The organism is Polaromonas sp. P4_F4, from assembly GCF_056401355.1.
In genome coordinates this window covers 1-16,288 of record NZ_JBFUJO010000037.1, presented here as the reverse complement: position 1 = coordinate 16,288, position 16,288 = coordinate 1, and the positions used below count along the sequence as shown (strand labels likewise).

11 protein-coding genes are annotated in these 16,288 nt (G+C 55.7%); 4 read left to right on the top strand and 7 right to left on the bottom strand.

Going from position 1 to position 16,288, the window contains the following annotated elements:
• Positions 1-85 precede the first annotated feature (85 nt).
• The 7 genes from prsT to AC1DUR_RS24140 all read right to left on the bottom strand — a co-directional run bounded on the left by prsT (position 86) and on the right by AC1DUR_RS24140 (position 12,938).
• On the bottom strand, positions 86-2,860 hold the full coding sequence (gene prsT, locus AC1DUR_RS24170; RefSeq protein WP_477719964.1) for an XrtA/PEP-CTERM system TPR-repeat protein PrsT: 2,775 nt from the start codon (positions 2,858-2,860) through the stop codon (positions 86-88).
• Between the two features lie 35 nt (positions 2,861-2,895).
• Positions 2,896-4,257, bottom strand: coding sequence for a PEP-CTERM-box response regulator transcription factor (gene prsR / locus AC1DUR_RS24165; RefSeq protein WP_477719965.1), 1,362 nt, complete (start codon positions 4,255-4,257; stop codon positions 2,896-2,898).
• Positions 4,254-6,368, bottom strand: a complete 2,115-nt coding sequence (gene prsK / locus AC1DUR_RS24160) for an XrtA/PEP-CTERM system histidine kinase PrsK (RefSeq protein WP_477719966.1) — start codon at positions 6,366-6,368, stop codon at positions 4,254-4,256. The genes prsR and prsK overlap by 4 nt, the downstream gene beginning before the upstream one ends.
• A 52-nt stretch (positions 6,369-6,420) precedes the next feature.
• Entirely contained in the window at positions 6,421-7,794 is a 1,374-nt protein-coding gene (locus tag AC1DUR_RS24155) for a TIGR03013 family XrtA/PEP-CTERM system glycosyltransferase (RefSeq protein ID WP_477719967.1), read from the bottom strand.
• A 284-nt stretch (positions 7,795-8,078) separates the two neighbouring features.
• The gene (locus AC1DUR_RS24150) at positions 8,079-9,935 is read right to left on the bottom strand and encodes an O-antigen ligase family protein (protein WP_477719968.1); all 1,857 of its coding nucleotides are present in this window, start codon (positions 9,933-9,935) and stop codon (positions 8,079-8,081) included.
• 73 nt (positions 9,936-10,008) lie between these two features.
• Positions 10,009-11,214, bottom strand: coding sequence for a pyridoxal-dependent decarboxylase, exosortase A system-associated (locus AC1DUR_RS24145; RefSeq protein ID WP_477719969.1), 1,206 nt, complete (start codon positions 11,212-11,214; stop codon positions 10,009-10,011).
• A 77-nt stretch (positions 11,215-11,291) separates the two neighbouring features.
• A complete protein-coding gene (locus tag AC1DUR_RS24140; protein WP_477719970.1) occupies positions 11,292-12,938 on the bottom strand; it encodes an acyl-CoA ligase (AMP-forming), exosortase A system-associated in 1,647 nt (548 codons plus the stop codon).
• 124 nt (positions 12,939-13,062) lie between these two features.
• Here AC1DUR_RS24140 and AC1DUR_RS24135 point away from each other — a divergent pair, with 124 nt between their 5' ends.
• Genes AC1DUR_RS24135 through AC1DUR_RS24120 form a run of 4 tightly spaced genes read left to right on the top strand, consistent with a single transcriptional unit; the run spans position 13,063 to position 15,825 of the window.
• On the top strand, positions 13,063-13,314 hold the full coding sequence (locus AC1DUR_RS24135; RefSeq protein WP_477719971.1) for an acyl carrier protein: 252 nt from the start codon (positions 13,063-13,065) through the stop codon (positions 13,312-13,314).
• A gap of 6 nt (positions 13,315-13,320) precedes the next feature.
• Positions 13,321-14,193, top strand: coding sequence for a hydrolase 2, exosortase A system-associated (locus tag AC1DUR_RS24130; RefSeq protein WP_477722251.1), 873 nt, complete (start codon positions 13,321-13,323; stop codon positions 14,191-14,193).
• Positions 14,190-15,059 carry a hydrolase 1, exosortase A system-associated gene (locus AC1DUR_RS24125; protein ID WP_477719973.1) on the top strand — a complete coding sequence of 290 codons (870 nt, stop codon included), beginning with the start codon at positions 14,190-14,192 and terminating at the stop codon, positions 15,057-15,059. The genes AC1DUR_RS24130 and AC1DUR_RS24125 overlap by 4 nt, the downstream gene beginning before the upstream one ends.
• A gap of 37 nt (positions 15,060-15,096) precedes the next feature.
• Positions 15,097-15,825, top strand: coding sequence for an ABC transporter permease (locus AC1DUR_RS24120; protein WP_477719974.1), 729 nt, complete (start codon positions 15,097-15,099; stop codon positions 15,823-15,825).
• Positions 15,826-16,288: the final 463 nt, after the last annotated feature.

Genomic DNA, 16,288 nt, shown 5'->3' with positions numbered 1-16,288 from the left:
CGTTCGTTTTGCCCGTTGATTTTTATTGGTATTTATGCTTTCTGGTGTTCACTTCGCCTGAGAGTTGTAAGAAAAACCGACAGACTTACAGATTTTTCAGGAGCGCCGCAACCTCCGGCTGAGCTGAAAACTTATCGCCCAGTTTATTGAGTTCCTCCAGTTTTTTTCGCGCTAGACCTTTATTTCCGCCTTTAATATGAATTTTTGCCAGGTTGAGTTTGTATACAGGATTCAACGGCTGCAACACCAGTACTTTGTTTTGAAGTTCCACTGCCTTCGCGTAGTCGCCCTTTTCTGAGAGTATCATCGCGAGGGTGTCCATAAATCTCGGTTGATTGGGTGCCAGGGCATTTGCCTTTTCAGCGTAGCCGATCGCACCATCCTTGTTGAGTTTAGCGCTCACCCATGCCAAATTGTTATACGCACCCGCGTTATTGGGCTGCAACTTGAGCACCTCTAAATAACTTTTTTCTGCACCGCTGTAGTCTTTGCGTTCAATGGCTCTGCCGCCCAGATAAAGCAGAAAGGCGACATCTTTGGGGTTGTTTTTCTGCCAACTGGCCAAAAATTTATCGGCTTCAGCGACTTTGCCAGAAACCAGCAACACAAAGTGCAGCTTGATGGCCAGCTCTGAAGAGTTCACTTGCTTCAGCCCGGCGCGATAAGCCGTTGCTGCACTGTCCCAGTTTTTTTGGGAGAGGTTGATATCACCTTCGAGCACATAGCCCGCCGCTTCCTTGGGGCGTTGTTGCTGCACCGTGCGTGCCGTCGTCAAAGCAGCGGGAAACTTTTTCCCATCCAGATCTAGCGCGATCAAAGTACGCTGCGCTTCGAGCAGATCGGGCTTGATTTCAAGGGCCTTGAGAAGGCTGCTGTACGCCGCTTCCTTGTTTTTTTCAGCCAGATGCGCGTTAGCCAGGCGCATTTGAGGCCGCGGCGACAGCGGTTGCATGGCCGCAAGCTTGTTGTAACTGCCAATCGCCTGATTAAATTCCCCGGATGCTTGTTGCGCCAGGCCCAATGCGTCCAGAAGCTCGGGGCGGTCTGGTAACGCCGATACTGCATTCTGCGCTGCCGACAAGGCTTGCTTGAAATCTTTGTTGCGCAGATGGAAGTCGATGAGCAACAATCGTGGTGCCGGGTCTGTCGGGTTGGCCGCCACCGCGTTGCCGATGAGCCGGGACATGTCCTCTTTTGCAGTCCCCGACCGTCCCGCGAGTCGAACAAGCATCAACCAGGCCTGGCCATTTTTAGGGTCTTTGGCCAGCACCGCCTCGATTCGCTTCTTTGCGTCCTCAGGTTTTTTGGCCGCCAGATCCATCTCCGCCAGACTGGCCACGGCCGCAAAGTACGACGGATCAATCGTCAAGGCACGCTCAAAGCTCTTTTTCGCACCGTCAGTATCTCCCTTGAGCAACAGGGTTCGGGCACGCAAAAAGGCTGCCAATGGTTTGTCAGGCTGCTTTTTCTCAAGCCCGTCGATGGCCTTTAACGCCTTATCAAACTCCAGACGCCTCAGATGTGCGTTGATCAGCGCCAGGTCCGCAGTGGTGCCCGCGTCCGAACCGGCAATATTCTGCAACTCTTCAAATGCAGTGTCGACCGAGCCGCTCATCAAATGAGTCAACGCCAGGGCGGTCCGCTTTCCGCCGTCCTTGGGCACTTGACTGATCGCCTTCTCGAAGTACTCCTCCGCCTTTTTGAGATCACCGTTCTGAAGATAGACCTGGCCCGCCAGTGAAAGCAGTTCGGGATCAATTTTTTCCTGCTTCAAGCCCGGTAGCAAAGTCTCCATCGCCCTGGCCGGTTGCCCCGCGCGCAGGTAGGTTACAACAAGCAGGCGACGGGGCAATGCAAGCGTTGGCGCGGCCTGCACGGCCTTGCTTAAATAGCTTTCCGCTGACAGCAGTGAATTGAATCGAAGCTCCACGGCACCCGCCAATTGCAGGCTTTCTACGCTACCCGGAGCCACTCTTACAACCTGCTGCACCAGATTTCGGGCAAGCTTGAAATCTTTTTTCTGAAAAGCCAGCAGCGCTTCAAGGTAAGTGGTGCGCGGGTGATTCGGCGCAATTTTTTTCAGTTGCGCAATTTGCGCTGCCGCTGCGGCTAGATCGCCTTTTTGCAGCAGAATCATAGTGACGGCGGCATGGCCGGCAATAAAATCCGGCTTGATTTCAGTTGCTTTGCGGTAAGCCTCCAATGCCTCTTTGACCTGATTTTTTGCAAACAGTAAAAGATCGCCTTTAAATTTCCAGGCTTCATGGCTTTTCGGAGATTTGGCAATCGCCTCATCCGCCATCACCAGCGCGCCATCAATATCACCCTGCCCCGCCTTTTGTCGAGCCTGCTCAATCAGGGCCGGCGCGTAGCCTGGTTCCGCCAGCAGGGCCGCGTTTAAGGCCGCCTGTGAAAGTTCCGCCTTGTCCTGCATGGCATAGGCAGACGAAAGCGTCATCATGAGGCTTGCTTTGGCGGCCGGCTGGCTTAACTCGATGTTGGCAAATTCATCCGTCACCTTCTTCGCCTGCCCCCGCGCCAGCAGGGATCTGGCCAGCGGAGGAATCACCAGGTCTTGCGGGTGTTTCAGTTCCAGGGCCTTGCGCAACTCAGTTTCGGCGCCTACGGGGTCCCCACTTTCCAGCAGCGCGGTGCCCAGTAAAAAGCGTGCCTCGGGTAAATTTGGATCGCTCTGCAACGCGTTTTTTATCTGAATGACCGCCGATTTGGTGTCGTTTTTCGCCAGGTAGTTTTTGGCAGAGAGGAGCATGGCTTGCGGTGTGTCTCCACAAGCGGCCAACAGCAGCGACACCAGAATGGCCGAAAGAACCGTGCGAGCATCCGTTTTTTTGGAGTTCATGGTTAGCCTGAAATGAAAGTTAAACCCGAAGCAAACTACTTCAATCCGAGCCGGTGCATCAAATCGTAAAGCGTGGGCCGACTCACCCCTAGCAATTCAGCCGCCTTGACCATATTCCCATTGACGCGGCCCAAGGCCGCAGTAATTGCCCGTTTGTCCGCGTTGTCACGAATGACGCGCAAGTCCAGTGAATCATCAGCTTCATCCGGCACCGTGCTTTTCAAACCCACATCTTTACTGGAAATCTGGCTGCCTTCTGCCATGATGGTCGCACGTTTGATGCAGTTTTCCAGTTCCCGGATGTTGCCCGGCCACGGGTGCTGCTCAATCGCCCGGACGGCATCTTCGCAGAGCGTCATCAAGGATCGATTCTGTTCCTGTGCAAAGCGTCGCACGAACGCGTGCGCCAGCAGCGCCGCATCTCCGACACGGGCACGTAGTGGCGGAATATTGACGACGATTTCCGCCAGTCGGTAATACAAATCTTCGCGGAACGGGGCATTCTTGCTCAGCGCGCTCAAATCCTGATGGGTGGCACAGACGATTCGCACATCCACCGGAATTTCCTGCCGCCCCCCCACGCGCTCGATCTTTCTTTCTTGCAAAAATCGCAGCAGTTTGGCCTGCAACTGAAAAGGCAAGTCGCCAATCTCGTCAAGCATCAGCGTACCGCCATCGGCCATTTCGATCTTACCCAGCGTCAGTTTCGACGCGCCGGTAAACGCACCTTTTTCGAACCCGAACAATTCGCTTTCCAGGAGATTTTCCGGGATAGCGGCACAGTTGATGGCAACAAATTTTTCTGCTCTTCGGGGTGACGACTGGTGCAGACCGCGTGCCAGCAGTTCTTTTCCCGTGCCGCTTTCGCCCAGCAACATGACCGTGGCATTGCTGCTCGCCACTTTTTCAATCGTGCGGCAGATGCGTAGCATTTCGGGGTCGCGCGTCATTAGCCCCGACAGGGCATCGGGTTGATGCATTGACTGCAAACGCCGATTTTCGCTTTGCAACTCAAACAGCCTGAAGGCTCGTTCAACAGTCAGGTTGAGCAACTCGGGTTCGAACGGTTTTGCGAAAAAATCATAGGCACCCATGGCAACGGCACGTAAGGCATTGGCCTGGTCGTTTTGCCCGGTCAGAACAATCACCTTGATGTCCGGATCAAAAGCTAAAATTTGCTCGAGCAGCCTGAACCCTTCAGACACCGAGTCCGCATCCGGCGGCAGTCCCAGGTCCATGGTAATAACGGCGGGCGTACTTTTACGCAATTGCGACAACGCACTTTCCCGGTCATGCGCGGTCACCGAGTCAAAGCGGTCGAGCGACCACTTGATTTGCTTTTGCAGAGCCAGGTCGTCTTCCACAATCAGCAACGAACGTGTTTTTTCAGATTTCATGAGAGCTCCAGCGAGTGAAGGTCTGATTCTTTCTGCTTTTCAAAGAGAGGCAGGAGCATTGTGACCGTGGTACCTTGCCCCAATTCGCTAGACACGTCAATGCGCCCACCTAATTCCTGCACATACTGGAAGCTTTCATAAGCACCAATGCCCATACCGGCCTGTTTGGTGGTCTGAAACGGCTTGAACAAGTGATCCCGAATGAAATCCTGGGACATGCCTTTTCCAGTATCCCCCACCACAATCCTCGCCTGACCGTTCAAGCGATCAAGACAGACCCAAACGCGCCCGCCCGATTCGGTGGCATCAAAAGCATTTTGCACAACATGTCCTATGACGCGCTCCAATCGTTCTTCATGACCACGGGTCACGACCGGCTCCGACGACTGAACCTCAAGCTTTCTGCCGCGCCCGGCCGCCACCGCCTCAATACGCTGAATGATTGTGCCCAGGTTCACCCCGAAGGCCGTCCCGGGTGTGGCCCCCTTGTGCAACTGGAGCATCAACTGCCGCATTCGGTCTAGTGAATTCTCAACCGTTATCAGCATATCTTGCTGAAACTCAGGGTTGTGACTCAATCGTTTGGCGTTTTTCATCATCAACGAGAGTTGCGTCACAATGTTTTTCAGATCGTGCACCACAAAGGCCGACATGCGATTGAATGCGTCAAACTTGCGCACCTCCAGCAGCGCTTCTGTGGCCTGCATCTGGGCCAAAAAGCTGGCCGCCTGCTGACCTGCTGTTTTCAGCAGATCATTGACCTCCCAGTTCACGTCGATGCGCGTACGCGGGCTGGCCAAAATACAAAAACCAATCAGCTCTTTCCCCACCATGAGCGGCACGACCAGCCATGCTTGGGCCAGCTCCTGCAGCCAGGTCGGTAGCTTCAATTCGCCGTAGCGCTGGGAATGAGATCGGTACTCCTCCAAGTTGATCACCCAGCCGCTGGTTATCATGAATTGGCAAAATGGCGAGTTGCCTTCTTCCTTTTCCAGCGTTTGCGGCAGATTCCAGCGTGCCGTTTGACTGAACGCCGCCTCGCCCATCGCCTTCATCCACAGCCCCCCCGCTGGACTCTCCAGCATGCCTGCCAGACCGCGAATCACCTGCTGCCCCATTTCCTGCGGAGTATTGTTCGCCGACAGGGTGTGCGTAAACTTCAACCATTCCTCGCGGTAGTCAAAGCGGTAGCGAAAAAAATGCTTGCCTAAAAATACCCGCAACTTGGCACGCACGGTTCCCGACAGTCCCAGGACCAGCAGGATCACAAGGGCAAAAAATACCAGTCCCAATTGGAGTGCACGCCCCCACTCGCCTCCATAGTAGCGAACGTAGTAGCCCACACTCGATATGAATATCAGATACAGGCCGGCCATCAGCAGCGTGGCGGTTTGAAACGCTGCTTTGGGAGATATATGAATTTTTGAAATCCAGTCGCTGCGCCGCGACATTGACAACAACAACAACGGCACGACTAAAGTATGTACAGTACCTCGTATGCTAAGGGCGTCTGCGTCCAGGCGATTGAATAAAACGGCCTCCGAGAACACATACAAGTCGAACACAAACGCGCTGAACAGACCAAGACACAAGGGCTTGATGTTCCAGCGCGAATCTTCGGTCACATTACGGAACACCTGCTCAAGCAAGACCAGGCCAAAGACCGCCGAGGCCATTGCGCTGAAAAGAATCGATCTTGAGGCCTGTCCGAAAACGCTGATGCGCAATGCGCCTAAGGTCTGCGCCAGGAGTCCGAAGAAGACCACAGCGACTGCAAGCGGCGTTATCCACGTCATGCCGACCGGTCTGTCTGGAGCACCATTTGAGCGAAGCAGGATCAACAAAAATGCATACCAACAACCGTACCTGAGCAGGTCGGACACGGTGCTGAACAACAAGAACAGCGGTATTCCCGTCAACAAAAACGCCAGCCCAGTCCATCCCCAAAGGGCGCTCAATGTCACTGCCGCAATGACCGTTGTTTTGGACCGCTCGCGCACTGAGCGCAAATAGCCGAGATGAATCAGCCGAAGCACAAAAGCAGAATAGGACAAGCCCACCAAGCCATAGCCCCACGCCGCCAATACAAGGGTGCCGCTATCGTTTTGCATGGCTCAAAAATTGAGGCACCGCAGCACCGTCAAAACCATAGTGGTGAGCAGCTCATTGCGAGCCCTTGCACATCAGGACAACACCCACGGTTTCAAAGAGAACGACAAAATCAAGAAGCAAACTGTTATTTTTTACATAGTAAAGGTCGTACTGGAGTTTTTCAGCTGAGTCTTCGATAGAGGCTCCATAGTGGTACCGTACCTGTGCCCACCCGGTTACGCCTGGTTTGACACTGTGGCGTACCGCGTAATACGGCATCTCTTTGATCAGTCTGGCCACAAAATAAGGTCGTTCCGGACGCGGTCCCACCAGACTCATATGGCCGATGAGCACACTGAACAGCTGCGGCAACTCATCAATGCGCAGCCTTCGTATCACGCGGCCGACCCGCGTGACCCGGTCGTCAGTCGCCGAAGCCCAACGGGGTTGGCCGTCTTTCTCGGCATCGGTGCGCATGCTGCGAAATTTGATCAGGTAGAAAAGTCGCCCGTTAAGACCAACACGTTGCTGCACGTAAAAAATTGGGCCACTGCTCTCCATCAAAATCAAAATGCCAGTTACCAGCATGATGGGCAATGTCAGCAGAATCAACAGCGTCCCCCACACAATGTCGAAGAGCCGCTTGCTCATGGTGCGCACCAAGCCTTGGTTAAATCCCTCGCCAAAAATGAGCCACCCTGCATACACTGCGTCAAGCCTGATCTGACCCAAGGCTATTTCAAAGTAGGTGGCGATGTCGACCACTTGAACACCCTGCACTTTGCAATCGAGCAATTCACGCAGAGGCATACTGCCACCACGACGCTCCGACAAGGCGACCACGATCTGATCGACCTGATGCTCCCGCACAATTTCAGTGAGGGACTTTTCGGTTGACAACAGCGCCCATGCGGAGACCTCCTTAACGTCCTCATTGGGGCCGGCGTAATACCCCACCAGATCCGCGCCGGGACCTGCCTTTTTCAGTGCTACGCCAACCAGCTTGGCACGTTTACCCGCGCCAAATACCAATACACGCGGACGCTTTGTGTGGGTTACATGCACCCGGTTAACCAGCATCAGAGCCCCTGCAGCCACCAGCGCCAGCACAAAAGACCTCTCATCGTCCAGATGGCGAGGTGAAAGATGAACAATTACGTAGGCTAAGGGAAACGAAATACACAAGGAGAGAACCGCGCGGGCACTGGTTTGCCCCACTGTACGGCTATGCACTCGGCCATAAAGCCCAAGACCGGAATTGATAATCAGCATGCCGACAGCGAACAAGAGTGCCGGGATCAAAACGATAGATGCGACTGAAGCTGAAGCCGGATTCTCCATCTGGAGAAGGATGGCTGCCGTCGTGGCAAACACCACCAGGCCAAGATCAAAGAAAATCTGTAAAAGCGTCAGCCTGTAAAAGTAATGACTGAATATTTTTATCACGTTAAACCTTAGGTCTCACGATAAAAACCAAGTAAATACTGCGCACAAGCACCCGTCACCTATGCCCATCATGCTGCCGATAAGCTCAGCGAAAGTCAAAAGGTAAATGCTGATTTACAGTTAGAGTTAACTGCAGAGTTACGGGTAACGCCTAGATGGTTAACGCCTAGATAAGACTTTCATGCTATACGCCATTTATTGCATAGATGGAGGGGTGAAAGACGAATAATGACGTAGGATAAAGACAACAAATCATTACAAACGTTTCAGTAACAATCAAGTTCTTACGTCGTTTGAATAGAATAAAGTATCAAGAAGTAATACAGGAAAGCCACTCTGGGCACATCCATGAAGCTGCTAACCAGCCCCACCAACAAGGCCGCAAACACAGAAGCCGTAAGGTAAGGGGACAATGGCAGCGACCGGGCACGGCCAATCACCAGATGCCAAAGCGCATAGGTCACCAGCGCAGCCAGAAGCAGCAAACCGGCCAGCCCCCGCTCGACCAGCACTTCAAGAAACAGGTTGTCCATATGCCAGGGTACAAAATAGGACAGTGCGGCGGGGAACCAGTGCGTCAACCCCTTGGAGAATTCGCCATTCTCTAGCAACTCCTCCCGATGCGGCCCGATCAACCGCAAATTGTCGAAATCCGCGACCCCTCCGGCGTTACCGACCGACAGCGAGAAAATGCCCAGGCGTGGCGTATGCCACGCCCCGCCCGCCAAAACCGGACCTACCAGCGGCAGCGTAAGCGCTTGCCATGCGGTCTTGCCCGGCAAAACGCGAACGAATGCCGACTGGCAACCCCCGTCATGCAGCAAATGTCTTTCGCACAGTTCGAGGTGAACATCGGTTTCCTTTTGAACCCGAACTTCCAGATTGACGAAGTGCGGACCCTTTGAAACCTGACTCACCCGCTGCGTCAAAGCATACAGTCCGCCCAGTTCTTCCACCGTGCCGGGGCCGCGCACGGTCACAAAACCGTTGGCTACCGCGCCTGGTTCCTGTTCATAGCGCATCTTCGCATCACCCGAAAATTCGCCTTGCGGACCCTGAGCTGCATAGTTTGCGGGAAAGCGCCCAAGGCCCTTACCCAGCACCCAGTCGATGGGGCCATCCAGCAGGTCAAGGCCGCGCTGCCAGTGCTCAAGGCGGCTAGCCAAGTCACGGCTTGTACTGGCCAGGCGCTCGGTCATGAACGAACCTCCGCCCACTACAGCCACCACCTCGGCAACCAGTGCCAGCGACAGCATCAGTCCTGCCTTCGCGCGCCAGCCCTCGGGCCCGTGGCGTCGCCAGACGCGGCCCAAAAATTCCCGTGCTTTGAAATCAGTCTTTTGCGACCGCAACAACATGCCCAGCAGTACCAAAGATCCCGCAACGGCAAGGTAGACGCCACGGGAAAACGTGGTCAGGCAGGCATAGCCCGTCAGCAAAGCCAGTGCAGCAGCGGCTGCCCAAGCCAGGGGGCGACGGGCAGAGACGACGGCCCACACAACAAAAGGCGTGGTCAAAACCAGGTAAGCGTCAATCGCCGCGCCCCCCACATGCATCTCCCAAAACAGGGAGGCCGTGCGGTAGTGCGTCGAAAAATTCGTTAACCCGGGAAATGCTGCACGCTCCCACACCACTGCCAGCGTGACCACTGTCAACCCCGCCACGATGCCGGTGGCCAGCCGCTGACCCGCAAGCCCCCTGGAGTGGGCAAGTTCATGTTGCAGCAAGGGAGTAAAAAGCAGCGCGAAGCCCAGACTCTTGAACACGCGCAAGCTGTTCAACGAGTCGGTATAGCCGGCGAACCAGTCAAAGGAAAAGCCACCGGCGTCCGCCAATCCGCGGTAAAAAGCCAACAGGCCCGTACCAGCCAGCGAAGCCATCAGCCCCCAAAAAACGACAGGCATTCTTGCGTCGGTGCCTGATCGGGAAGAGCAGGCCAAACGGCTATAGCCGCCTGCCAGGGCCCCCAGCAACAAGATGTCGAACTCATCAAAGACGAGCCACCCCGTCCACGGAGAGAAATTCAGAAACGGCAGGCAGGCGGGCAGCACAAAGAGCCATACGCCCGGCCGCCAGGCCGTCGTTGCGCACCATAGCCAGAAGAACACCAGCGCCGCCATTGGCCACAGGGGATGGCGCAAGGCCAGTACCGACCCTGCAAACAAGCCACCCAAAGCCGCGAGCAGCCAGGCGGGGTTCTTTAGTGGTCCGCCCCTAAACAAGAACCTCAACACAAGCCGGATGCCCCAAAAACCCCTGCGGACTGGCGCTTGCGCCATAAGCGCCCGACTGGAACACCACCACCAGATCGCCCACTTGTGCCGGGGCTAAACTCATGCGATCGGCCAGCAGGTCTAGGGGGGTACACAGGGGCCCGACAACAGAAGCGGTCTCTTTTTCCAGCGCATCAGCCTTGTTGCCAATCGTGACGGGATAGTTCTTGCGAACCACTTGCCCAAAATTGCCTGACGCGGACAAGTGGTGATGCAGCCCGCCGTCAGTCACCAGGAACACCTGCCCGCGTGATGTCTTGCGGTCGACAACACGGGCCACATAAACACCGGCCTCACCCACCAGGTATCGGCCCAGCTCGATGACAAACGAGGCAGCGGGCAGCTCGGTCTGGGCCCGCTGGGCGAGTCGGGCCAGGTTGTCGCCAATAGGTGCCAGATCCAGCCTTTGCTCACCCGGAAAGTAGGGAATCCCAAAGCCACCCCCCAAATTCAAAAAGCGCACCGGCGCGGGCGCATGCTGTGCCAGCCGCAGCGCCAACTCGTAAGAGTTTTGCTGCGCTTCACAAATGGACTCTGAGTGCAAATTCTGCGAACCGGCAAATAAATGAAAGCCTTCAAAGGCTAGCCCTGCCCGGCCGATATCGGCCAGCAGAACAGGTATCTGCTCCACATCCACGCCAAACTGCTTGGGGCCGCCTCCCATTTTCATGCCCGAACTTTTGAGTTCAAAATCCGGGTTAACCCGCACCGCCACACGGGCCGGCAGGCCCAGCTCGCTGGAAATCGCCGCCAGTGCCACCACTTCGCGAAATGATTCAAGGTTAATCAGCACGCGCGACGCCACTGCCTGGCGCAACTCGGCGTCACGCTTGCCGGGACCGGCAAAGCTGATGTCCTGCGGGTTGGCCCCGGCATCCATTGCCACCCGCAACTCGCCCGCAGACGCCACATCAATGCCGTCCACCAACCCGGCCATCAACCCGACCACCGCTGGCATCGGGTTGGCCTTCATCGCGTAGTGCAGCTTGACCTCCTGAGGTAGCACGTGGCGCAGCGCTGCCACCCGTGCGCGCACCAACGAGCGGTCGTAGGCGTAAAAAGGCGTTTGCCCCACCCGCGCAGCGAGCACTGACAAGCGCTCGCCACCGATTACCAGTTCCCCGTCGCTAACGTGAAATTGATTCATGGGGGCATGTACGGGCAACTGATGTTCAGTGACTGACATAAATTTTCTTCCGTTTTTAATTGCAGGTCGGGGTGCGCTCAAGCGGAATCGGAATGCCGCTGAACCCACTCGGCTGACAACAATTTTCGGTCGATCTTGCCATTGGGATTACGCGGCAGCGGCCCGGCGACCATTTCAATGCCCGCAGGCACCATGTACGCGGGCAGCCGTGCGCGGCATTCAGATATCAAGGCATTCATATCTGTAGCCCCCGCCGAACCTGCGGGAGTAGCTATCACATGTATAGCCTGACCCAGGCTTGGATGATCCACGCCAAAGGCCACGCACTCGCCCACCAGTTGGGTCGCGTACAAAATTTCCTCCACCTCGGTGGGGCTCACCCGGTAACCCGATGTTTTTATCATCTCATCGCGTCGGCCAATAAAATACAAAAACCCTTCGGCGTCCATACGGACCGTGTCACCCGAAAAAACTGCGTATTCGGGCAACTGCAGGCCCGGCTCTCGTCCGGGCGCGTCGCAAGCCAACAACTTGTAGCGCTCAGCCGTCTTTTCGGCATCGTTCCAGTAACCCATACCCACCAGGGCACCGCGGTGCACCAGTTCGCCAGGCTCCTCGGGGCTGCAGGGTGAACCATCTTCCCGCAGCACCAGGATTTCGGCATTTGGAATGGCTTTGCCGATCGAGTCAGGTCGCCGGTCCACCTCGCTTGGCGGCAGGTAGGTGGAGCGAAAAGCCTCAGTCAATCCGTACATCAGGAAGGGGCTGGCTTGGGGCGCCCGCTGGCGCAGCAGGTTCAGCGTTTCGCGCGGCATGCGTCCACCGGTGTTGGCGAAATAGCGCAAGTTCTGGTTGATGGCCGCAGGCCATTCCAGCTGCGCCAGCTGGATGTACAAAGGCGGCACGGCGGTCAGGCCGGTCACTTTTTCCCGGTCCATCGCCTTGAGCACATCGCGCGGCATCAGGTAGTTCAGCAACACCACCCGCGCACCCGAATGAAATGCTGTGGTCAGCTGACTGAACCCCGCATCAAAAGACAAAGGCAGTGCCGCCAGCAGTGTGTCTTGCGCGTTGTTCTCAAGGTATGACGCCACACTTTTGGCGCCCGCCACCATATTGCGATGCGATAGCACCACCCCTTTGGGTTTTCCGGTACTGCCCGAGGTGTAAAGAATGGCGGCCATGTCGGTATCAATGACCCGGTGTCCGGGCCTGGGCGCGCTGCGGAGCAAGTCACTCCAGTGAGTGAGCTCCCAAGGCCTTGCGACGCTCTCTGTCACGCTTTTGTTCATGCTCTCGCCCGCCTGGTCCGGGTTCGCCACCGAATCGGTTACCACCACATGCCGCAAGTCATGGCATCCGGGCAGAAGGTCTCGCATCAAGGTGAGACGCTCAGGCGAAGTCACCAGCACGCGGACATTGCAGTCGCGCAAAATAAAAGCCACCTGCTCCGGTTTGAGCAGGGGATTGACTGGCACAAATACCGCCCCGGCCTCTGGTGCGCCAAAGCTGGCAATGACGGTTTCAAAACGCTTTTCAAGATAAATGGCCACCCGCTCACCGCGCAGCAGCCCCAAACCCACCAAGCCGGCGGCGAACCGGCCGACACCAGCATACAGATCACCATAACTCAACTGTGAGGCGCCACTGGTCAGTGCGATCGCGTGCGGCGAACGCTGCGCAGTCAGGGCTATCAGTTCGGACAAAAGTGTGGATTCGGTCATGGAAATTCAAAAAGCCACGTCAATTGAGAAAACGCAGGTGAACAAAAGACACATCACAACCCACACAAGCTTTTGGAACCTAAAATAATCCGAGCGGGCCGAGTTGGCTTTCAGGGAGCTTTAATTGAACATATTACAAGAAGTGCTTCGTGTAGTTGACGAAGTTCTAGGTTTGAATGGACGCTCGGCTACATTCACCCGCGAGACACCGTTGCTGGGCGCTATTCCCGAGTTGGATTCGATGGCCGTCGTTACGCTCATCACTTCTCTTGAGGAGCAGTTTGGCTTGGTAGTTGACGATGACGACATTGATGGTTCGACCTTTGCCACAGTTGGCTCGCTGTCTGACTTTGTCAGCAGCAAACTGGCCGATTGACGAGCCGTGCCCGTGCGCCCTGAGGCTTTTTTCCTGCCGGTTGAACCGGCTGGCAGCGGTCAACGGTTTTGCCTGTATCACCCCGGTGAAGGCGCTACGACACTCGGCCTGGTTCTTTACATCCACCCCTTTGCCGAGGAAATGAACAAATCCCGCCGCATGGGCGCATTGCAGGCACGGGCACTGGCTCAAGCAGGATTTTCGGTGCTGCAGATCGACCTGTCAGGTTGTGGCGACAGCTCCGGGGATTTCGGCGATGCCACCTGGCAGAGCTGGCTGAACGACGTGGTGCAAGCTAGCCTTTGGCTGCGCAGCCGCGCTAATGCGCAAAGCGCTGGCCTGAGCAAAACACCGCTCTGGTTGTGGGGTCTGCGCGCCGGGTGCCTGGTGGCAGTGGAAGCAGCCAGACATCTGAATGAGCCTTGTAACTTTCTTTTTTGGCAGCCGCCCTCTGCCGGCAAACCGCTGCTGCAACAGTTTTTGCGCCTTAAAGTCGCTGGCGACATGTTGGGCGGACAAGCAAAAGGCGCCATGGAAGCCCTGCGCCGGCAGTTGGCAGAAGGCTCACCCGTTGAAATTGCCGGATATGAGCTCTCGGCCGGGCTGGCCGCCGGGCTTGAGCATGCCGCCCTTGTGCCGCCAGCCAATAAGGCCGATGTACCTCGCCTGGAATGGTTTGAACTATCCAGCCGCGAAGACGCCAGCTTGAGCCCTGCGTCAACCAAAACACTCGAACAGTGGCGGCAGGCAGGCTTTGAAGTACGCAGCCACGTAGTGCATGGCCCCCCCTTCTGGCAAACCACTGAAATTGAAGAAGCCCCCGGATTGATTGCAGTGACCACGGCCGCGCTTGCCCACATGTCCGCCGTACCCGCATGAACTACACCGAAGAGACAACCCTCTTTGCCTGCGCGGGCGACACGCTGTTGGGCATTCTGGCCAGACCAGAAACACCTGCCGAGACCGGCGTCATCGTGATTGTGGGTGGCCCGCAGTACCGGGTCGGTAGCCACCGGCAGTTTGTGCTTTTGTCTCGCGCGCTGGCAGCCGCCGGCTACGCAGTGCTGCGGTTTGACCACCGGGGCATGGGCGACAGCGAAGGCCGGCAACGAGATTTCGAAACCGTGAGCGCCGACATTGCCTCCGCAATTGACGCGCTGCAGGCACGCATACCCTCTGTCAAACAAGTGGCCCTGTGGGGCCTGTGTGACGGCGCATCAGCCGCCCTGCTTTACTGCCATGAAACCCATGACCAGCGGGTGAGTGGCTTGTGTTTGCTAAACCCGTGGGTTCGGTCCGAGGCCAGTTTGGCACGCACCCAGGTCAAGCACTATTACACCCGGCGTTTGACGCAAAAAGAGTTTTGGTTCAAGCTGTTAAGCGGCAAGGTAGCGGCAAGCGCAGCCAGCGGGTTGATAAGCAATCTCAAGGCCGCATTCTCAGGGCAAATACCTCCGGTGAGTGGCAAAAATAACCCATCATTTCAGCAGCGAATGGCTATGGCCTGGCGTAAATTAAATGGGAATATTCTTCTCGTCTTAAGCGGCGAAGATTACACTGCAAAAGAATTCCTGGAGCATGTAAGCGCTGACGCTGCCTGGTCGGGCATGCTGGGACATGTATGGGTAAGCCGTCATGATCTCCCTGCCTCAGACCACACGTTTTCAAGCTCGATATCGCGTACCCGTGTTGCAGAGCTGACCGTCCGGTGGCTTGACAAGCTGGTTGTGCCGAGCAAGCAATGAAACGACTCATCAAATTAGACTGAATCAGGGAATTTCCATGAAACTCGAAGTCTCTGTGGATATAGTCAACAAAACCGTTCCACTGAAACTTATGGGGACGCTAATCGTTGCATTAGTAGTTCTTTTAGGCAATTCCGCAGCGTTTGCACAATCAACCTGCGGGCCATTGCGGGCCCAGGGCCAGTACGGTCCCTATGACTACCGCACGGATCGGGACAAGCTCCCCATCGTACTGGATAATCATTTCACCGCAGAGGTTGAAGCTTTAGTACGTGGAAAAACGGGCACCACTCCAGGCGGCGATATAGATTACACGCTCAGGGCCATCCCGAACAATCATCGGGCGCTCTTGGCGATGATGCGACTGGGTGAAAAGGAAAAAACCCCCCAACCCAGCGGCTCTCGCTACACCATTGAGTGCTGGTTTGAACGGGCTGTGCGTTTCAGTCCGGACGACACCATTGTTCGCATGATTTATTCGAGATACCTTAACAGCAAGGGGCGCATTCCAGAGGCCACCAAGCAACTGGAAATCGCGACAAACTACGCCAAAGACAGTGCATTTACCCACTACAACATCGGGCTGCATTACTTTGACCAGAAAAACTACGACAAGGCACTTGTCCAGGCGCACAAAGCAATTGAACTCGGCTTCCCCCAGACAATTTTGCGCGACAAATTACAGAGTGTTGGGAAATGGGCCGAGCCGGCAGAGTTGCCGATCACCACGATCATCAACAACGCACCTGCGGAACAAACCGAGTAATTTATTGGCTCGGGTCTACCTCACCGGCATTGAGGCTTGAAAGTCCGATGACTTTGGAAACCTCAAGACTTTGATGGCACTTTGGGCCCTACGTGTAGCGCTGGCCGGCCGCCAAACGCAACGAATGGCCGTTGGCTGGACAGCATCCACTGGAACGGTCCCATACACAGAAATAGTGCCCACCCACATTCTTGCGCCCCCAAGCTGCGATGCGATGCGTTAGAGCGTTGGTTAAACGCATTTATTCTACTTACAGTATGAGATATGCCTTGGGGCTTGAGTAATGCATCAAAAGCGTCCCATTGCTTGGCAAAAAGAAAACCTAATCTTTCCGACTCTGTTACGAAAACGTCAAAGTCCCACACGCAGCGGTTATCCCGAGGTAGCAAATAATCGACACGAACTTCATCTTCAGCATAAGCGTTCGGAATAAACCATCAGCATAAGCGTTCGGAATAAACCA